This window comes from Pseudoponticoccus marisrubri (assembly GCF_001482405.1).
GTDB lineage: Bacteria > Pseudomonadota > Alphaproteobacteria > Rhodobacterales > Rhodobacteraceae > Pseudoponticoccus > Pseudoponticoccus marisrubri.
Genome location: NZ_LPXO01000011.1, coordinates 106,579 through 125,394, shown reverse-complemented (window position 1 = coordinate 125,394; position 18,816 = coordinate 106,579). Strand labels below are relative to the sequence as shown.

At 69.3% G+C, this 18,816-nt stretch carries 20 protein-coding genes and 1 pseudogene; 11 read left to right on the top strand and 10 right to left on the bottom strand.

Annotated features, from left to right (window positions below):
• Positions 1–50: 50 nt before the first annotated feature.
• Positions 51–998: an L-threonylcarbamoyladenylate synthase gene (locus tag AVJ23_RS16495; protein WP_058863312.1), complete on the top strand. Its 948-nt coding sequence runs from the start codon at positions 51–53 to the stop codon at positions 996–998.
• 61 nt (positions 999–1,059) lie between these two features.
• On the opposite strand, the gene AVJ23_RS16490 is transcribed toward AVJ23_RS16495, so the two are convergent.
• Together AVJ23_RS16490 and AVJ23_RS16485 are read right to left on the bottom strand one after the other, a co-directional pair.
• Complete coding sequence (locus AVJ23_RS16490) at positions 1,060–1,794, bottom strand: NAD(P)H-dependent oxidoreductase (protein ID WP_058863311.1); 735 nt, start codon at positions 1,792–1,794, stop codon at positions 1,060–1,062.
• Between the two features lie 4 nt (positions 1,795–1,798).
• A complete protein-coding gene (locus AVJ23_RS16485) occupies positions 1,799–2,377 on the bottom strand; it encodes a YqgE/AlgH family protein (RefSeq protein ID WP_058863310.1) in 579 nt (192 codons plus the stop codon).
• Between the two features lie 148 nt (positions 2,378–2,525).
• On the opposite strand from AVJ23_RS16485, the gene AVJ23_RS16480 reads away from it, so the two are divergent.
• Positions 2,526–3,326, top strand: a complete 801-nt coding sequence (locus AVJ23_RS16480) for a protein-disulfide reductase DsbD domain-containing protein (RefSeq protein WP_058863309.1) — start codon at positions 2,526–2,528, stop codon at positions 3,324–3,326.
• Positions 3,327–3,330: 4 nt separating this feature from the next.
• Here the strand turns inward: AVJ23_RS16480 and AVJ23_RS16475 are convergent, their stop codons facing one another.
• The 4 genes from AVJ23_RS16475 to AVJ23_RS16460 form a co-directional block, all read right to left on the bottom strand.
• Positions 3,331–6,738, bottom strand: coding sequence for an efflux RND transporter permease subunit (locus tag AVJ23_RS16475; protein ID WP_058863308.1), 3,408 nt, complete (start codon positions 6,736–6,738; stop codon positions 3,331–3,333).
• Between the two features lie 3 nt (positions 6,739–6,741).
• On the bottom strand, positions 6,742–8,202 hold the full coding sequence (locus AVJ23_RS16470) for an efflux RND transporter periplasmic adaptor subunit (RefSeq protein WP_058863307.1): 1,461 nt from the start codon (positions 8,200–8,202) through the stop codon (positions 6,742–6,744).
• Positions 8,203–8,284: 82 nt separating this feature from the next.
• Positions 8,285–8,827 carry a molybdenum cofactor biosynthesis protein B gene (gene moaB / locus AVJ23_RS16465; RefSeq protein WP_058863306.1) on the bottom strand — a complete coding sequence of 181 codons (543 nt, stop codon included), beginning with the start codon at positions 8,825–8,827 and terminating at the stop codon, positions 8,285–8,287.
• A 12-nt stretch (positions 8,828–8,839) separates the two neighbouring features.
• Positions 8,840–9,622, bottom strand: coding sequence for a uracil-DNA glycosylase (locus AVJ23_RS16460; protein ID WP_058863305.1), 783 nt, complete (start codon positions 9,620–9,622; stop codon positions 8,840–8,842).
• Between the two features lie 150 nt (positions 9,623–9,772).
• Between AVJ23_RS16460 and AVJ23_RS16455 the strand changes: the two genes are divergently transcribed.
• The 5 genes from AVJ23_RS16455 to plsY are packed head-to-tail and all read left to right on the top strand — an operon-like array spanning position 9,773 to position 13,645.
• Complete coding sequence (locus AVJ23_RS16455) at positions 9,773–10,723, top strand: aspartate carbamoyltransferase catalytic subunit (protein ID WP_058863304.1); 951 nt, start codon at positions 9,773–9,775, stop codon at positions 10,721–10,723.
• Positions 10,724–10,764: 41 nt separating this feature from the next.
• Positions 10,765–11,307: a hypothetical protein gene (locus tag AVJ23_RS16450; protein ID WP_058863340.1), complete on the top strand. Its 543-nt coding sequence runs from the start codon at positions 10,765–10,767 to the stop codon at positions 11,305–11,307.
• A complete protein-coding gene (locus AVJ23_RS16445; RefSeq protein ID WP_058863303.1) occupies positions 11,304–11,717 on the top strand; it encodes a hypothetical protein in 414 nt (137 codons plus the stop codon). The genes AVJ23_RS16450 and AVJ23_RS16445 overlap by 4 nt, the downstream gene beginning before the upstream one ends.
• Positions 11,718–11,724: 7 nt before the next feature.
• Complete coding sequence (gene pyrC, locus AVJ23_RS16440) at positions 11,725–13,011, top strand: dihydroorotase (RefSeq protein WP_058863302.1); 1,287 nt, start codon at positions 11,725–11,727, stop codon at positions 13,009–13,011.
• A 13-nt stretch (positions 13,012–13,024) separates the two neighbouring features.
• On the top strand, positions 13,025–13,645 hold the full coding sequence (gene plsY / locus AVJ23_RS16435) for a glycerol-3-phosphate 1-O-acyltransferase PlsY (protein WP_058863301.1): 621 nt from the start codon (positions 13,025–13,027) through the stop codon (positions 13,643–13,645).
• On the opposite strand, the gene AVJ23_RS16430 is transcribed toward plsY, so the two are convergent.
• Both AVJ23_RS16430 and AVJ23_RS16425 read right to left on the bottom strand, forming a co-directional pair.
• Entirely contained in the window at positions 13,642–14,433 is a 792-nt protein-coding gene (locus tag AVJ23_RS16430) for an alpha/beta fold hydrolase (protein WP_058863300.1), read from the bottom strand. The genes plsY and AVJ23_RS16430 overlap by 4 nt on opposite strands.
• The gene (locus tag AVJ23_RS16425; protein WP_058863299.1) at positions 14,433–15,032 is read right to left on the bottom strand and encodes a 2-hydroxychromene-2-carboxylate isomerase; all 600 of its coding nucleotides are present in this window, start codon (positions 15,030–15,032) and stop codon (positions 14,433–14,435) included. The genes AVJ23_RS16430 and AVJ23_RS16425 overlap by 1 nt, the downstream gene beginning before the upstream one ends.
• 93 nt (positions 15,033–15,125) lie before the next feature.
• On the opposite strand from AVJ23_RS16425, the gene AVJ23_RS16420 reads away from it, so the two are divergent.
• The 4 genes and pseudogenes from AVJ23_RS16420 (at position 15,126) to AVJ23_RS16410 (ending at position 17,193) form a co-directional block, all read left to right on the top strand.
• Entirely contained in the window at positions 15,126–16,142 is a 1,017-nt protein-coding gene (locus tag AVJ23_RS16420) for a ribose-phosphate pyrophosphokinase (protein WP_058863298.1), read from the top strand.
• Positions 16,139–16,300, top strand: a complete 162-nt coding sequence (locus AVJ23_RS23180) for a VOC family protein (RefSeq protein WP_205626873.1) — start codon at positions 16,139–16,141, stop codon at positions 16,298–16,300. The genes AVJ23_RS16420 and AVJ23_RS23180 overlap by 4 nt, the downstream gene beginning before the upstream one ends.
• A 33-nt stretch (positions 16,301–16,333) precedes the next feature.
• A pseudogene (locus AVJ23_RS23505) lies at positions 16,334–16,528 on the top strand (VOC family protein); the annotation flags it as partial.
• A gap of 122 nt (positions 16,529–16,650) precedes the next feature.
• The gene (locus tag AVJ23_RS16410; RefSeq protein ID WP_058863297.1) at positions 16,651–17,193 is read left to right on the top strand and encodes a C-type lectin domain-containing protein; all 543 of its coding nucleotides are present in this window, start codon (positions 16,651–16,653) and stop codon (positions 17,191–17,193) included.
• On the opposite strand, the gene AVJ23_RS16405 is transcribed toward AVJ23_RS16410, so the two are convergent.
• Positions 17,187–17,537: an H-type lectin domain-containing protein gene (locus AVJ23_RS16405; protein WP_058863296.1), complete on the bottom strand. Its 351-nt coding sequence runs from the start codon at positions 17,535–17,537 to the stop codon at positions 17,187–17,189. The two genes, AVJ23_RS16410 and AVJ23_RS16405, sit on opposite strands and share 7 nt — an antisense overlap.
• 474 nt (positions 17,538–18,011) lie before the next feature.
• Entirely contained in the window at positions 18,012–18,599 is a 588-nt protein-coding gene (locus tag AVJ23_RS16400; RefSeq protein ID WP_058863295.1) for a hypothetical protein, read from the bottom strand.
• Positions 18,600–18,816: the final 217 nt, after the last annotated feature.

Genomic DNA, 18,816 nt, shown 5'->3' with positions numbered 1-18,816 from the left:
GGTATATGCCGCGCTTGGCCCGGCAACCGAAACGCCGCGTCACGAGGCCCATGACCGACCGTACCACGATTTCGCTGGCCGCCGACGAGGACGGGCTGGGACGGGCCGCAGACCTGCTGCGCGCCGGCGGCCTGGTCGCCTTCCCGACCGAGACGGTCTACGGGCTCGGCGCCGATGCCGCCAATGACCGCGCCGTCGCCGCGATCTATGCCGCCAAGGGCCGGCCCAGCTTCAACCCGCTCATCGTGCATCTGGCGGAAATCGAGGATGCACAGGCGCTTGTCACCTGGTCCGACGCGGCAGAGGCCGCAGCGCGGGCCTATTGGCCCGGCCCCCTGACACTGGTCCTGCCGCTGCGCCCCGGCGCGCGGGTGTCGCGGCTGGTGACCGCCGGGCTGGACACGCTGGCCGTGCGCGTGCCCGAGGCGCCGGTCGCCCGCGCGCTGCTGCGACGGGTGGGACGCGGTGTCGCGGCGCCCTCGGCCAACCGCTCGGGCCGCATCAGCCCGACCCGGGCCGCGCACGTCGCCGCCGACATGACCGGCCGACTCGACGCGGTGCTGGATGGCGGGGCCTGCCGGGTGGGGCTGGAATCGACCATCCTCGGCCTGTCCGGCCCGCCCACCTTGCTGCGCCCCGGCGCGATCTCGCGCGAGGCGCTGGCCCGGACACTGGGCGCCCCGGTCGCCCGTCGCCGCGACACCGAGGCCGTCTCGGCCCCCGGCCAGACGCCGTCGCATTACGCGCCGCGCGCCCGCGTGCGCATCAACGCGACCGAGTGGGAACCGGGCGAGGCGCGGCTGGGCTTCGGCCCGGTCGATTGCGACCTGAACCTGTCGCAGGACGAAGACCTGACCGAGGCGGCCGCCAACCTGTTCGAGTACCTGCACCGGCTGGACGCCTCGGGGGCCGAGGTGATCGCCGTCTCGCCCGTGCCGCATCTCGATCTCGGCGTCGCCATCAATGACCGGCTGAGCCGCGCCGCCGCCGAGCGCTGAGGGGTTTCGTCCGTTTTGGCAAGATCGGCACCCGTTTCGTACGAAACGGGCAAACCCGCGTTCAGGACACGAAGGGCCAGTAGACCGGCGCGCCGGGCTTCAATCGCCCCGTCTCGTCGAAATCGGCATCGGCATTGAAGCGCCAGCGCGGGCGCACCGGCAGCCCCGCGATCACGTCGCGCTGCCCCGCCAGCGCCGCCGACAGCCGCGCCTCCAGCGCGTCCTTCTCGGCCCCGTCCCAGTAGCCATGCACGTCGTGCAACGCCACGGGCCGGGCAATGTCGAAGCCGCAATAGCGCAGCGTGTAGGCCACCGGCCAGAGCTGCAGGTCCAGCCGCCCCTCCTTGCCGCGCGGGCCGACCTCGGCCTCCGAGGCGCCGGTCGTGACGCAGAGCAGCGCGGTCTTGCCGCGGCAAACCCCTGAATCGAAACGCTTCTCGACATCGTGCAGCCGCCCGTGGATCAGCGCACGGTCCAGCCAGCCCTTCAGCATGGCGGGCGGCGCGAACCACCAGATCGGGAAATGCAGGACCAGCAGGTCGGCCGCCTCGATCTTGGCCGCCTCGGCCTGCGCATCCGGCGCGCCGCCCAGGTCTTCCTGCGCGACCAGCGGATCGAACGGCCCGTCCCGACCATAAAGCGCAGCGCGCTCGGCCGGGTCGAAGCCCATGGCGTAAAGGTCCGAGATTTCAACGCTGTAGCCCAGCTCGGCACAGGCATCGCGCGATGCCTGTGCCCAGGCGCGGGCAAAGGAGGTGGGCCCGGGATGGGCGGTCACGATCAGCGCAGAGGGCATCGTCTCAGGCCCGACCGCCTTCGGCCGACAGGGCCAGCGCCGCGACGCCGATCGATTCCAGCGCCGCCTCCCATTTCTCCATGTCGGGCAGATCGAAGACCAGCCGCGGCGCGCAGGGGCAGACCAGCCAGCCGTTCTCGGCGATCTCGCCCTCCAGCTGGCCCGGCCCCCAGCCGGCATATCCCAGCATCATCAACCACTTGGAGGGCCCCTTGCCAGTGGCGAGATCCTCGAGGATATCCAGCGTGGCGGTCATGTGCACCTCGTCCAGCACCTCCAGCGTGGTCACGACCGAGCTGTAATCGGGCGTGTGCAGCACGAATCCGCGCCCCATCTCGACCGGGCCGCCGAAATGCACGCGGCGCTTGGCCAGCGCCGGGTCGGTCTCGATCGACAGCTGCGACAACAGCCCGCCCATGTCGAGATCGTCGCTGGGCTTGTTGATGATCAACCCCATGGCGCCGTCCTCGGAATGGTCACACATGAAGACCACCGAATGCTCGAACCGCGGATCGCCCATGCCCGGCATCGCGATCAGCATGTGCCCGGTCAGGTCGGTCGCGCCTGTCGCAATTTCTGACATCGTCACGTGAAGGGTACTCCGGCTCTTGGCCGGCCCAGAATGACCGCCCGCCGGGTCCCGTGCAAGGGCGTGCGGACATGGCGGGCTCACGTTTTCCGTCGCCGCTTCGTGACTTCCCATTTCAGCGAATCCGGGCCTATATCGCCGGATGACACGCATTCTCGCATTGCTCCTGGGCCTGGCCGTGCCAGGCACGGCCCTGTCGGGCCCCTATGACGACGTCATCTCGGCCGAGCTGCGGCCCGGCTGGCGTCTGCCCGATGGTGATCACATGGCGGCGCTGCACATGGTGCTGGCGCCGGGGTGGAAGACCTACTGGCGCAGCCCGGGCGAGGCCGGCATCCCGCCGGTCTTCGACTGGTCGGGCGCGCGCAATACCGGCGCCGTGCGGGTGCAGTGGCCCGCCCCGGACGTGTTCTGGCAATCGGGCATGCGCTCGGTCGGCTATCGCGACGAGGTCGTGCTGCCGCTGCGCGTCTCGCTGAAGAACAGCAGCCGCGACGCGCGGCTGGCCGGGGTGGTCGATATCGGCATCTGCCACGATGTCTGCATGCCGCACCGCCTGCAGGTCGAGGCCGTGCTGCCCGCAGATGCCACCCGCCCCGACCCGGTGATCGCCGCCTCGCTGGCCGATCTGCCCTTCGGGCGCGAGGATGGCGGCGTCTCGGCCATGCGCTGCCGGGTCTCGCCTGCTTCGGATGGCGGGCTGGCCGTGCGGGTCGAGCTGGACATGCCGCGCGGCACCGGGCGCGAGGAGACGGTGATCGAGTTTCCCGACCCCCAGCTCTGGGTGACCGAGCCGCAGACCTACTGGCAGGATGGCGACCTTGTGGCCGAGGCGCATGTCTCGCACGCCTCTGGCGGAGCCTTTGCCCTGTCGCGCGGCGCGCTGCAGGTCACGGTGCTGAACGGCCGCCTGCCGCTGGAGATCCGCGGCTGCGACGGCTGAGGCCTCAGCCCGCCGGCGCGGCGGGCCGACGCAGGCGCATCAGCCCCACGACCAGCGCGCCCAGCAGGTAAAGCAGCAGCGCGAACAGCCCCGCGCCAGCCACGAAGATCACGAAGCTGGCCAGCAGCGGCGACAGCGCCGAGACCGGGCCCAGCCCGGCCAGCAGCGGCAGCAGCTCTCCGGTCCAGGCGACATGGCCCATGGTCACGCCCAGCCAGCCCAGCATGGCCAGCACCGCCGCCCCCGAGGCCAGCCGCGGCCCCAGCGCGCGGAATCGCAGGCCCCGGCGCAGCGCGGTGACATGGCGCGCCACGTCATGCTGCATCGCCACCAGCGAGGGCACGATCAGCAGCACCAGCCCCATGCCGAAGCCCAGCCCGTAGACCAGCGTAATCACGGTGGGTTTCAGGAACTGCGCGTCGGCCGATTGCTCGTAGAGCAACGGCGCAAGGCCCAGCACCGTGGTGGCCGTGGTCAGGAAGACCGGGCGCAGCCGGTCCGCCGCGCCGTCGATAATCGAGGGGATCAGCCCGCGCTCGGCCGCGTATTCGTCGATCTGCGTCACCAGCACGATCGAGTCGTTGATGATGATCCCGGTCATGCCCAGGAGCCCGACCACGGTGAACATGCTGAGCGGCACGTCCCATAGTGCGTGGCCGAAGATCGTGCCGACCAGTCCGAAGGGGATGATCGCCATCACCACCAGCGGCCGTGTCCAGCTGGCAAAGACCCAGGCCAGCACAAGGTAGATGCCCAGCAGCACGAGGATCAGCCCGGTGCGGGCATCGTTCAGGAACCGGTCCTCCTGCTCGGACAGGCCGGACATGCGGTACTCGACCTGCTGCTCGCTGGCGATGGTGGGCAGGATCTCCTCCTCCAGCGCCTTCATGATCTCGGTCGCGCGGGCGGGGTCGTCCTCGGAGATGTCGCCGGTGACCGAGACCAGCCGGATGCCGTTCTCGCGCCGGACGGTCGAGAAGCCGGTGCGGCGTTCGACGCTGACGATGTCGGCCAGCTGCACATAGGCGCCGCCGGGGGTGCGCATCTGGGTGCGTTCCAGGAAATCGGCGGTCAGCTCGCCCTCGGGCAGCTCGACCCGGATCGCGGCCGAGCGCGGCCCCACCGGGTAGGTCGCCGCCTCGATCCCGCCCAGCCGGTTGCGCAGCACACGGCCCAGACCGTCGATGTCGAAACCCAGCGCCTGCCCCTGCGGTGTCAGCTCAAGGATCAGCTCCTCTTTGTCATAGGCCAGGTTGTCCTCGACCGCCGAGACCTCGGGGAAGCGCGCCACGGCGGTCTTGAGATCCTCGGACGCGGCCTTGAGCGTCTCGGAGTCCGCGCCGTAGAACTGCACGTCCAGCGCGTCGCCCCCCGGCCCCGAGCGCCAGCCCCGGAACGAGATCGTCTCGGCCAGCGGATGGCGGGTGACCTTCTCCTGCAACTCGCCCACGAAGGCGAAGGAGGAATAGGGCCGCAGGTCGGCCTCGATCAGCTCGATCGAGATGGCGCCCAGCTGGTCGGCATCCTTGGTGTCGGTGCCCGACAGGCCACGGCCCGAATTGCCGCCGATCTCGGCCATGACATAGGCCAGCGGGTTGCGGCCATAGCGTTCCTCGTATTCTGCGCCCAGCGCCTCGGTCGCCTCCTGCAACAGGCGCATCTGCGCCAGCGTGTCCTCGCGCGTGGCGCCCGGCGCCATGGCGAAATTGCCCGAGACCGAGGTGCGTTCGGGCGCGTTGAAGAAGCGCCATTGCACATCGCCGGTGATCAGCAGCGAGACCTGCCCCGCCAGCAGCACCACCGCGCCGGCCAGCACGGCATAGCGCATGGTGATGACCAGCCGCATGAAGGGGCGGAACAGCGTCTCGCGCACCCAGACGAAGCCCCGGTTCACCATGCGCGAGGGCAGGTCGTACCAGTGCTGCCGGTCGGAATGTTTCAGCGCATGGGCCATGTGGTTGGGCAGGATCAGGAAGCATTCCACCAGTGACGCGATCAACACGACGATAACCGTAAAGGGAATGTCGGCGATCAGGTCGCCGAACCGCCCCGAGATCGCGGTCAGCCCGAAAAAGGCGATCACCGTGGTCAGCGTGGCCGAAAAGACCGGCAGCGCCATGCGCCGCGCCGCGCCCTCGGCGGCCTCGAAGGCGCCCAGCCCCTTGCGGCGCAGGTGGTCGGAATGCTCGCCCACGACGATGGCGTCATCGACCACGATGCCCAGCGTGATGATCAGCGCGAAGAGCGAGATCATGTTGATCGTCAGCCCGGCCACGTACATCAGCGCGATGGCGCTGAACATGGCGGTCGGGATGCCCGCGGCCACCCAGAAGGCGGTGCGCGTGTTCAGGAAGAGAAACAGCAGCAGCACGACCAGCGCCAGCCCGGTCAGCGCATTGTCCAGCAGGATGTTCAGCCGCCCGGTGATCGCTTCGGAGCGGGTGCGGATCAGGTCGATCGTGGTGCCCTCGGGCAGCGAGGCCTGGAAGCCGCGCACCACCTCCTCGACCGTGTTCTGAATGCCGATCGCGTCGCCCTGGTCGGAGCGGTCCACGCGGATCGCGATGGCGGGGTTGTCGCCCACGAAATAGCTGCGCTCGCGGTCGATCCCCTCGACCCGGATGGTCGCCACGTCGGCCACGGTCAGCTTGGAGCCGTCGGGGTTCGAGCGCAGCACGATGCCCGCGATATCGTCGGCCGAGCGTTTCTCGACCCCCGTGCGCACCCGCGCGCCGGCCCCGCCCACATCGCCCGCCGGGTCGGCATCGACCTCGGCGGCGATGGCCGCGGCGATCTCCTGCATGGTGACGTCGTAGGCGATCAGGTTCTGCGAGGGCACGATGACCAGCGTCTCGGGCGCGGCGACGCCCTGAATCGTGGTGCGGGTGACGCCCTCGGCAAAGAGCTGCACCACCAGCTCGTCGGCGAAGCGCGCCAGCTGGTCGACCCCCACCGGCCCGGTGATGACCATGTCGGTCACGCGATCGCGCCAGGCGCCGCGGATCACGTCGGGATCCTCGGCCTCCTCGGGCAGGCTCGAGATGCCGTCCACCGCCTCCTGCACGTCGTCGGTGGCGCGCGACATGTCCCAGCCGGGCTCGAACTCCAGCTGGATGCGGGCCGATCCCTCGCGCGAGACGGCCTCCGCGCTCTCTACCCCCTCGACCGCCAGCAGCGCGGGTTCCATCACCTGCACGATGGCGGAATCGATATCCTCGGCCCCGGCCCCGTCCCAGCGGATGCTGACGCTGACCTCGTCGATGATGACATCGGGGAAGAACTGCGCGCGCATGTTGGGCGCGGCCATCACCCCGGCGGTCAGCAGGATGACCAGCAGCAGGTTGGCCAGCGTGGGATGGCGCGTGAAATAGCTGAAGATGCCGCCGGCGGCACGAGGCGCGGAACGGGCCATGGATCAGCCCCCCATCCGCGACTCGAAGCGCGCGACCATCTCGGCCGGCACCTCGGGTTGTTCCAGCTGGGCCAGGATACGGGTCTTGACCTCGTCCGGCATGCGGCTGTTGCCCTGCACGAAGGCCACCAGCCGGGCGCGGCGCTCGTCGCTCAGCTCGACCATGGCGGGCGGTTCGGGCGCGGCCTCGGCCGCCTCGGCGCCCAGCGGGCGCACCTTGATCCCCGTGCCCAGAAGCGGCGTGCGCTCGGCCACGACCAGCGCACCATCCAGCGCCCGGGCGCGGATCAGCACGTCATCGCCCTGCCGGCGCATCACCTGCACGTCGACGGTCTCGAGCCGCTCTTCCTCGCCCACGACCAGCACCTGGCTGGCAGCATCGACCGCGGTGGCCGGCAGGCGGGCCACGAAGGGCAGCTCCGGCTCGTCGATGGTCACGGTCACGAAATCGCCGGGCTTGAAGCCGCGCGGGCTGTCGAGATCGGCAAAGAGCAGGCGCCCGGTCTGGCCCTCGCCCACGGCCGCGCCGTCGCGCGACAGCTGACCCTGCGCGGTGATGTTGGTGCCGAACACATCCAGCGTGACGGTGACCGGCGCCGCGCGCAGGCGCCCGTCGGAATCGAGCAGGCGGGCATATTGCTGGGTCGAGACGCGGAACGCGACCTCGAGGCTGCGCGGATCGACCAGCTGAGCCAGCCGCTCGTTGGCCGAGACCAGCCGCCCGGCGACCACGGTCACGTCCGACAGTGTGCCGGAAAATTCCGCCCGGATCTCGGTATCGTCCAGCCGGCGCTGCGCCTCGTCCAGCGCGATCTCGGCCCGGCGCAACCGGGTGGCAGACTGGTCGATGCGCGCTTCGGCGGTGGCCACGGCCTGCCGGCGGGTCAGCACCGATTGCCGGGCCGAGGACAGCGTCAGCTCGGCCGCCTCGACCGCGGCGGCGGTGCCGACGCGCCGCTCCAGCAGGTCGTTCTGGCGTTTCAGCGCCTGTTCCCGGAGCGCCACCTGGTCCTCGGCGGCGGTCAGCTCGTCGCGGGCGATTACGATGGCGCGCTGCGCCTCACGCTGCTCGGCCTGCGCGTCCAGCAGGTCGCTTTCGGCGCGCTCGAAGGCGGCCTGCGCATCGGCCGGGTCGATCCGGGCCAGAAGCTGGCCGGCTTCGACCTGCCCGCCCTCGACGAAGGCCGGGTCGAGATCGATCAGCGCCCCGCCCGTGGCGGCGCGCAGCTCCAGCGTGCGGCGACTCTGCACCTCGCCGAAGGCGCTGAGCTCGGGCACCACGGTCTCGAAGACCACTGGCACGACATTCACGGTAAAGACCCGCTCGCGCGCACGGGGCACGCGCGGCTCCTCGTTCATGCGCACCTGCACCGCGTCGCGCACCAGCACGCCGGCATAGGCCAGAAGACCGAAGGTCAGTGACAACAGGAAGAGCCCCGTCAGGCTCTTGCGTAGAAAGCGCATGCATCCAACTCCGCGGGGACAAGCCAAAGATAGCAGCACCCCGGTAATTTCCAAGCTCTACGCCCTTATACGCGCGCCCGGATCACTTCCGTCGGCGATGTTCGTCCAGACGCGGAAAAATCTCGACGAAGTTGCAGGGGCGGTGCCGGTAGTCCAGCTGCCAGGCCAGGATCTCGTCCCAGGCGTCCTTGCAGGCGCCGGTGCTGCCGGGCAGCGCGAACAGGTAGGTGCCGCCCGCGACCCCACCCGTGGCCCGGCTCTGCACCGCCGAGGTGCCGATCTTCTGCATCGAGACATGGGTGAAGACCGTGCCGAAGGCGTCGATCTCCTTCTCGTAGACATCCCGATGCGCCTCGACGGTGACGTCGCGCCCGGTCAGACCTGTCCCGCCGGTCGAGATCACCACGTCCACCTGCGGGTCGGCGATCCAGCGGCGCAGCTGGTCGGCGATCACGGCGCGCTCGTCCTTCACGATCGCGCGATCGGCCAGCACGTGGCCGGCCTCGGTCAGCCGCGCGACCAGCGTGTCGCCCGAGCGGTCGTCCTGCAGCGTGCGCGTGTCCGAGACGGTCAGCACGGCGATGCGGACGGGGATGAACTCGCGGGTCTCATCGATGCGGGACATGGCGTCTCCTTGTCATGAGGGGCGGCGCAGCCGGGCCTGCAGCGCCAGCATGTCGGCCCAGGCCTCGCGCTTGGCGGCCGGGTTGCGCAGCAGGTAGGCCGGGTGGAAGATCGGCAGCGCCGGGCGCGCCTCGGCCTCGGTCCATTGCCCGCGCAGCCGGGTGATGCCGCGCCGCCCCAGCAGTGCCTGGCACGAGATGTTGCCGACGATCACCAGGATCTCAGGCGCGGCCAGTTCGATATGACGCTTGAGGAAAGGCAGCAGCATGGCGATCTCGTCGGGCTTGGGATCGCGGTTCTGCGGCGGGCGCCAGGGCAGGACGTTGGTGATGTAGACATTCTCGGTGCGGGCCAGCCCGATCGGCGCCAGCATCCGGTCCAGCAGCTGCCCCGCGCGACCGACAAAGGGTTTGGCCTGCAGGTCCTCCTCGCGGCCCGGCGCCTCGCCCACGATCATCACGCGCGACCCGGGCACCCCGTCGCAGAAGACCAGCGAGCGCGCGCCCTTCTTCAGCGCGCAATGCGGATAGGCCGCCAGCGCCTCGCGCAGCGCGTCCAGATCACGCGCGCCCCGGGCGGCGGCCTCGGCCTCTTGCACCGGGTCGGCCTGGGCGGGCGGCGCCGCATCGGGATGTGCCACGGCGACCGCGGCCTTCTTGGCCTCGGCTGCCGCGCGTTGCGCGCTGTGTTCGGCGAAACGGTCCACGGGCGTCTCGGACAGGGTCTCGTCCACCCCCATCTCGAGCTGCCATTCCAGAAGCGCCCGCGCCGTATGCCAGTCGATGCCCGAATCCATGCGCCATAACCTAGCCTTGCGGCGCGCCGCTTTGAACGCCCCACGGCACGTGTCCGGCAGATTTCCCCGAATCCCCGTTGCGGGGCGCCTGTCCACTTGCCCCCGCTGGCCGGCCTTCCTATGACGTCTTGTGTCAGACACGAGGACGGAATGCGCTTCGACCACCGCCACCTGCTGGGGATCGAACCCCTGCGCCCGGACGAGATCGTCACGATCCTCGACCTGGCCGACCAGTATGTCGATCTTGGCCGCCGGCGCGACAAGCACGCCCGGGCGCTGGCCGGGCTGACCCAGATCAACATGTTCTTCGAAAGCTCGACGCGCACGCAGGCCAGTTTCGAACTGGCCGGCAAGCGGCTGGGCGCCGACGTGATGAGCATGGCGATGCAGGCCTCGTCCATCAAGAAGGGCGAGACGCTGATCGACACGGCGATGACGCTGAACGCCATGCATCCCGACCTGCTGGTCGTGCGCCATCCGCAATCGGGCGCTGCCGACCTCTTGGCGCAGAAGGTGAATTGCGCGGTGCTGAATGCCGGCGACGGCCGCCATGAGCACCCCACGCAGGCACTTCTGGACGCGCTGACGATCCGCCGCGCCAAGGGCCGGCTGCACCGGCTGTCGGTGGCGATCTGCGGCGACATCGCCCATAGCCGCGTGGCACGCTCGAACATCCTGCTGCTGCACAAGATGGAGAACCGCGTGCGGCTGGTCGGGCCGCCCACGCTGATGCCCTCGGGGATCGAGGAATTCGGCGTCGAGGTGTTCGACGACATGGAGGAAGGGCTGCGCGACGTCGACGTGGTGATGATGCTGCGCCTGCAGCGCGAGCGCATGGATGGCGGCTTCATCCCGTCCGAGCGCGAGTATTTCCACCGCTACGGGCTGGATGCCGAGAAGCTGGCCCATGCCAGCCCCGAGGCCATCGTCATGCATCCCGGGCCGATGAATCGCGGGGTCGAGATCGACGGCACGCTGGCCGATGACATCAACCGCTCGGTCATCCAGGACCAGGTCGAGATGGGCGTCGCCGTGCGCATGGCCGCGATGGACCTGCTGGCCCGCAACCTGCGCGCGCGCCCCACCGAGGTGATGGCATGAACGGCCGCATGAACGGCCATTTCGTCGAAGGGTCCACGGCCATGAGCAAGCTGACGATCAACGGCTCGGACACCGGCACGCTGCGGGTGTTCCGGCTCGACCTGCCGCCCGAGGCGGTGGAGCGCTTCACCACCCAGGCCGGCACGGGCGAATGGCCGTTGAAATACGCGCTGGGGGCCGAGGCGCTGCGCCCGGGCTTTGTCGACGTGGTCGACATCCGCGATCTGGGCGCCATGCCGCTGTCGCAATACATGATCGAGGCGCACGGGGTCGAGGCGGCCGCGATAGGCGCCGACCGCGCCCGGCTCGATGCGCTGACCGGGCACGTGGTGCTGCTGCCCGCGCAGGCCTTCGACCACGTCTCGCAGGAGCTGACCGTGGCCCCGCCGCTGAGCCTCGTGGGCAGCTATGGCGAGATCCGCCCGCAAGGGCGCGGCCCCGCCATCGTGACCGAGGCCGCCCGCGGCCAGGGCACCGGCACCGCGCCGGCCGGGCCGGGGCGCGGCAGTTCCGCAACGCTCAAGCTGGTGCTGGCCGGCGTGGCGGTGGTGATCCTGCTGGCCCTCGTGCTGATCGTGTCATGAGCGGCGCGGGGCGGGATGTGGGCGGCGCGATCCTGTTCCGCCCCGACAGGCAGACCTATCTCCGCACCCATGCCATCATGGCCGCGCTGGCCATGGCCGGCGGGATGGTCGTGCTCTGGCTGCTCGGCAACCCGCATGTCTGGGCCGGTGCCATCGGCGGGCTGGGGGCCGTAGCCTTCCGCGGCTGGTTCCTGATGAGCGAGGAGCTGGCCCATGTCTGGACCCTGACCGGCGACCGGCTGGAGGGGCCCGGCGAGCGCCTTGTGCCGCTTGCGCGGATCGACAGGCTGCGCGCCATCGGGGCCGCGGTGCAGGTGATCACGCAGGATGGCGACAAGCACCTGATCAAGTTCCAGGCCGACCCGCAGGCGACCATCGCCCGGATCGAGGCCCGACGCCAGAACGGATGACGCAACCATGACCCGAACCCTGATCGCCAATGCCCGCCTGATCGACCCCGAGGCCGGCACCGACGCCCCCGGCGCGCTGCTGATCGAGGCCGGGCGCATCGCCCAGGTCTTCGACACGCCGGCCCCGCAGGTCGCCGACGCCACGGTGGTCGAGGCAGGCGGCAAGTGCCTCGCCCCCGGCATCGTCGATATCGGCGTCAAGGTGGGCGAGCCGGGCGAGCGGCACAAGGAAAGCCTGGGCACGGCCGGGCAGGCCGCCGCGGCGGGCGGCGTCACGACGCTGGTCACCCGGCCCGACACGCAGCCGCCCATCGACACGCCCGAGGCGCTGGAATTCATCCGCCGCCGCGCCAACGAGGCCGCTCCGGTCAACGTGTTGCCCATGGCCGCGCTGACCAAGGGCTTTGCCGGCGCCGAGATGACCGAGATCGGCTTTCTGCTGGATGCCGGAGCCGCGGCCTTCACCGATTGCGCCCATGTGGTGTCGGACACCAAGGTGCTGAGCCGCGCGATGACCTATGCACGCAGCCTTGGCGCGCTGGTGATCGGCCATCCGCAGGACCCGGGCCTGTCGGCCGGCGCGGTCGCGACCTCGGGCAAGTTCGCCAGCCTGCGCGGCCTGCCATCCGTCTCGCCCATGGCCGAGCGCATGGGGCTGGACCGCGACATCGCGCTGGTCGAGATGACCGGCGCGCGCTACCACGCCGACCAGGTCACCACCGCCCGCGCCCTGCCCGCGCTGGAGCGCGCCAAGCGCAACGGGTTCGACGTGACCGCCGGCATCTCGATGCATCACCTGACGCTGAACGAGCTGGACGTGGCCGATTACCGGACCTTCTTCAAGCTGACGCCGCCGCTGCGCTCGGAAGAGGATCGCCAGCAGGTGGTCGAGGCGCTGCGCAGCGGGCTGATCGACGTGATCGGCAGCTTTCACACGCCGCAGGACGAGGAAAGCAAGCGCCTGCCCTTCGAGGAGGCCGCCTCGGGCGCGGTGGGGCTCGAGACCATGCTGCCGGTGCTGCTGCGGCTCTACCATGCCGACGAGCTGGACCTGCCGGTTCTGTTCCGTGCGCTGGCGCTGAACCCAGCGCGGCGGCTGGGGCTGGAGAGCGGCCGGCTGGCGCGCGGCGCGCCCGCGGATCTCGTGCTGTTCGACCCTGACAAGCCGCTGGTGCTGGACCGGTTCAAGCTGCGCTCGAAATCCAAGAACACGCCCTTTGACGGGGCCCGCCTGCAGGGGCGCGTGCTGGGCACATGGGTGGCCGGCACGCGCGTCTTCGACGCCGCGACCTGAAAGGACCGAGCCGATGTTCGACACGCCCGCCCTTGCCATCCTGATCTGGTCGGTGCTCGGCTACCTTGTGGGCTCGGTGCCCTTCGGCATCGTCATCACGCGCACTTTGGGCCTGGGCGACCTGCGCAAGGTGGGCTCGGGCAATATCGGCGCCACCAACGTGCTGCGCACCGGCCACAAGGGCGCCGCTGCCGCCACTCTGCTGCTGGACGGCGCCAAGGGCGCGGCCGCGGTGCTGCTGGCGCGCTGGCTGGGCCCCGAGGGTGCCGCGCAATGGGCCGGGCTCGCGGCCTTCGTGGGTCATTGCTACCCGGCCTGGCTGCGCTTCAAGGGCGGCAAGGGCGTGGCGACCTACCTGGGCGTGGTGCTGGCGCTGGCCTGGCCCGTGGGGCTGCTCTGCTGCGCCACATGGGCCTTCGCGGTGGCGGTCACGCGGATCTCGTCGGTGGGGGCGCTGACGGCGGCGGCCTCGACGATCATCTGGATGTTCTTCATGGGACGGTTCGACCTGATGGTGATCGGCACGCTGCTGACCGCGGTGATCTACCTGCGCCACAAGGACAACCTTGCCCGCCTGCGCGCCGGGACCGAGCCGCGCATCGGGCGGACGCCCCCGCCACCACCGGAGGCCTAGCCCACCCGGTCGAGATGCGCCGCGATGGCGCTGGCGCAGGGCGCGGGATGGGTAACCGGCAGCATGTGGTCGGCGCCCTCGATCACCGTCTCGGTTACGTCGGGCAGCCGGGCGGCAAGCCCGCGATGCAGCTCGGCCACGATCGGCACCGTCTGCGAGCCGCGCAGCAGCAGCACCGGCAGGCGCAGCGCCTCCAGCCGCCCCGGCGCCAGCAGCCCGTGCACGTCGCGCCAGAGCGCAGGCTCGGTCGCCAGGATGAAGGGCATCTGCGCGACCATCCGGGCCCTGGTGTCCGGCATCAGGCTGTCCCAGCGCGCGCCGCCGCCCCAGATGCGGTTGAACAGCCGCGTCGCCCCGGTCCTGTCGCCCTGCACGGTCAGCGCCTCGATCTCGTCCTCGATCCCGCGCTGCGCGTCTCTCACCGGCCCGTCCGGCGCCGCGGCGAAAAGCACCGGCTCGATCAGCGTCAGCGAAGCGACCTTCTCAGGGTTCTCCAGCGCCAGCCACAGGGCGACACAGGCGCCGAAGCTGTGCCCGACCAAGTGCGCGCCCGGCTGCAGGAAGGGGTGCATCGCGTCCCGTGCCGCCGCCATCACGTCGCGGTCGGGCGGAAAATCGGCGCTCTGCCCGTGACCGGGCAGGTCCGGCGCGGTGATGGTCAGCCGCGTGCCCAGCGGCGCGGCCATGCGCTTCAGCATGCCCGACTGGCCCAGCCCGCAATGCAGCATCAGCGCGGGCGACGGCCCGGTCCCGAAGGTCCGGACCGCGATGCCACCCGCGTCGCGCATCAGGGCTGCCCCGCCAGGAACCGGTCGAGATCCTCGATGCTGTCCTGCCCCCAGAACCGCTCGGTCCCGTCGACGATGTAGAAGGGCGCGCCGAACACGCCGGCCGAGACCGCCTCTTCGAGATTGGCGGCATAGGTCTCGGCCCCGTCCAGCAGGCCGCGCTCGGCCAGCGCCGGATCGAAACCGGCACCGGCGAGGCAGTCCTTGATGACGGCATCCTCGGCGATGTCGCGCTCCTCGGCGAAACAGGCCCGCAGGATGCCCTGCACGAGCCCCGGCAGGTCGCCGTCCCCCGCCTTCTGCGCCGCAATGATCGCGTAGGAGGACGGCGCGGCATTGGTCGGCCAAAAGGCGGGTTTCAGGTTGAAGGGCATGCCCGTCTTGCCCGCCAGCCGCTGCAGCGCCTGGGCGCGATACTCGATGCGCGAGGGGTGGCGCTGCGGCACCGGCGTGCCGCCGGTCCGGGCAAACAGCGCCATGATGTCCAGCGGCTTGTAGGTGACCGTCGCCCCGTGGCGGTCCGCAACCGCCTCCATCCTGTTGCCGGCGAGGAAGGTGAAGGGCGAAATGGGTGCAAAGTAACAGTCGATATGGGCCACGGTGGAACCTCCCCGGTGTCACGCTGGCCCGCACCGTAGGGCCATGCTAAGGCGACCGCAACGTCACGAATCCGTCACTCCGGAGCCGCCGCCATGCCCACACTCATCGAACCCAAGCTGATCTCCGGAAACGCGAACCGCCCCCTGGGAGAGGCGATCGCGCGGCGCATGTCGCTCTATCGCGGGATGCGCGTCGGCCTAGTCGACGCCCGCGTCGAGCGGTTCAACGATCAGGAGATCTTTGTCGAGGTCTTCGAGAACGTGCGCGGCGAGGACATGTTCATCCTCCAGTCCACCTCGAACCCGGCCAATGACAACCTGATGGAGCTGCTGATCATGTCGGACGCGCTGCGGCGCTCCTCGGCGGCGCGCATCACCGCCGTGATCCCCTATTTCGGCTACGCCCGTCAGGATCGCCGCACCAAGGCGCGCACGCCGATCACCGCCAAGCTGGTGGCAAACATGATCGCCGAGGCCGGGATCGAGCGGGTGCTGACCATGGACCTGCACGCCGCCCAGATCCAGGGCTTCTTCGACATCCCCGTCGACAACCTCTATGCCTCGCCGATCTTCGCGCTGGACATCAAGAAGACCTTCGCCGAGGACCTGGCCGCCGGCAACATGATGGTGGTCTCGCCCGACGTCGGCGGCGTGGCCCGCGCACGCGAACTGGCCAAGCGGATCGAGGCGCCGCTCTCGATCGTCGACAAGCGCCGCGAAAAACCCGGCGAGGTGGCCGAGATGACCGTGATCGGCAGCGTCGAGGGCAAGAAATGCCTGATTGTCGATGACATGTGCGACACGGCCGGCACGCTGTGCAAGGCGGCCGAGGTGCTGCTGCAACACGGCGCCACCGAGGTGCATGCCTATATCAGTCACGGGGTCATGTCGGGCCCGGCGGTCGAGCGGGTGTCCAACTCGGTGATGAAGTCGCTGGTGCTGACCGACAGCATCCAGCCCACCGGCCCGGTCGAGGAGGCGCCCAATATCCGAATCCTGCCCACCGCGCCGCTGTTTGCCCAGGCGATCCTGAACATCTGGAACGGCACCAGCGTCTCGTCCCTCTTCGAGACCGAGACGCTCTGGCCGATCTACGAAGGCATCCTGTGACGCCGACGCTGCGTGTCGCGCGGCCGACCGACGATATCGCAGCGCTGTTGCCGTTCTACCGCGACGGGCTGGGCTTTTCCGTGCTGGCAGAGTTCCGGGACCATGACGGGTTTGACGGCGTGATGCTGGGGGCGCCGGGCGCGCCCTATCATCTGTAATTCACGTGCTGCCCGGCGCATCCCGCCGGGCGCGCCCCGGGGCCCGAGCACCTGCTGGTCTTCTACCTGCCGGACCGCGCCACATGGCAGGCCACCGTGGCACGGATGGAGGCGGCCGGGTATGATCCCGTGGAGGCCGCGAACCCCTACTGGGACCGGCAGGGCGTCACCTTCGAGGATCCCGACGGCTATCGCACGGTCCTGCAGAACGCCGCCTGGGAGCTTTGACCCGGCTGCAGGCGTGATCCCCGGGTCGATGTCAGGCGTCCCGCGCCGCGCCCTGACCCAGATCAAGGCGCCCCTGCCCCCGCGTGCCAGACTGGCCCCTTCTTTGCAGAGGGGGGAGACAGATGACGATGCGGGGACTGATGGTGGCGCTGTGCCTGGTGATGGCGGCGCCGGTAATGGCCGACCGGCTGGGGCAGGATGATGCGGGCCGCGCCGTGCTGCTGCGCGATGACGGGACATGGCGCTACCTGCCCTACGACCCGGACCGCTTCTCGGAGGTAGCGCTGGACCCGGCCAGCGGCCATGTCTACCTGCGCTCGGCCGACCGGGCCCGCTGGTCCGAGGCGCGCGAGATCTGCGCGCAGGGCGGCGGGCACCTGGCCACGGTGACCTCGGCGGCTGAGAACGCTTTCCTGACAGCGCATTTCGACGGCAGCGACCGGATCTGGCTGGGCGGCACAGATGCCGCGCAGGAAGGCACATGGCGCTGGATCACCGGCGAACCTTGGGGCTTTGCGGCCTGGAACGACGAGGAACCCAACAATTCGGATGCGGGCGAGGACTATCTCGAGTTCGGCGATGACGGGCTCTGGAACGATGACGGCGCACCGCGCAACGACCGCGCCTTCTTCTTCCTCTGCGAGCTGGCGCGCGTGGGTCAGTAAAGCTCCCAGTCGTCCTCGTTCGCAACCTCGCCGATGGCGATCCAGGACATGCGGACGCGGGCGACGCGGGTGTCGGACCACGTGCGGAAGACAAGGTCGAACCCGGTCTTGGTGATCTTGTCGGCCACGATATCGGCCCGCACATTGGCGCCCTGGTCCATGTCCCAGAGCGACAGCGCGACCTGCACGCTGGGCGGCACGCGAAACGGTTCGGCAAAGCGGACGGGCTTGCGCCGCTCGCGCGCGCCCGAGCCGGTCCACATCTCGCCGCCGCTGGCAAAATCCGAGAAGACCTCGTCATTGCCCTGTTCGATGCCGATCATCGAGCCTGCGATCTTCTTCATGCGCCTTGCCTCTGTTCCGCCATTGCCCCGCGTTATAACGGTTTTTCCGGACCATGGAACGGGTTCAACGTCGCGCGCGCCCTGTCCAAACGCAACAGGCGCCGCTTTGTGGCGGATGATACAAGAGAGCACGCGTTGTGGCGCCGGCGCGCGGGGTGTAGGGCGCTGCCTTCTGCATACGGGGGCCGTTTCGCGCCCAGGGTGCCGGATGCTGCACGTTGCACAAGTGTCGGCTCATCATAAGTTGCGGTGCAGCCCGACATGGTACGGCCAAAGCCCGATTCCGGCCGGTTTCACCATACGTGTCGCGGTGACGGGCGGACAGGACACTGCCCCTGACCCGTTCGCTGGCCGGTTAGCAAGAGCACAGCACACGAGCAAGCCGGCGCCTCAACCTCCCTATGGGCAACGTCTGGCAGGAGTCATTTTTTCAGCTCAAGCATTGCGGCGTGTGCCGTGCCACAGGATTCGGCTTCACTGGCTGAGCGTGTCCAGATCCATGACCGCAATGGAGTAGACCGTGTCCAGGCACAGCGTGGAACGGCAGGCATTCAGCTGGTCCTCGATCCGTTGGGCCATGGCCGCATCGCCCTGCGTCCGTGCCCTGCGCGTCAATTCGAGCACCATGCTTTCACGTGATAAATCTGCGGCGGACTTCCCCTCGTAGGCACGGATGATGGCGCGCAGGCTGTTTTCCGCCTCTGGACTCAGCTCTTCGTGCGCCAGCCGGTGCTTGGCCTTCTTGACGGCTAGGGCGTTGGCACGATCGGCTCCGCTGAGCGTATCCGAGGCCAGAACCGTCGCAAGGGTCGTTCTGCCAGCAGTTTCAGCCGCCGCGACCCGTTTGGCGAATGCCACGAACAAATTGTCGTTCAGCTGGGCGACAAAAAGCACCGGAACCACGATACTAGGCAGCAGGAAAGCACGACGGAACGAGAACCGAAGCCGGGGTCTCTCGTCGTCATCCAGCTTGGACTGGAGGGACCTTGACACGGAGGTTGCACCGCTCTGTTGCGCTATCCTGGCCAACCGTTCTTCGAATTTGGTCGTTTTCTTCGCCATGCGACGTCCGTTTTTCAACTGTCCCAGTCAACGGCAGGACTGTGGCGAATTTTCGGGTAGCTTGCGAAAAGAGAAAGGTACAAAGTTCCCTTGGTCCATTTCGCCGCAGTCGCCAAGCGCGCGAAACGGACCTTGAGTGCATGAACACGAAAGGCAGCAAAACCCACACAGCCGTCACGCATCGCAACCAGATCTCAAGACTCGCTTCCGGAACTGC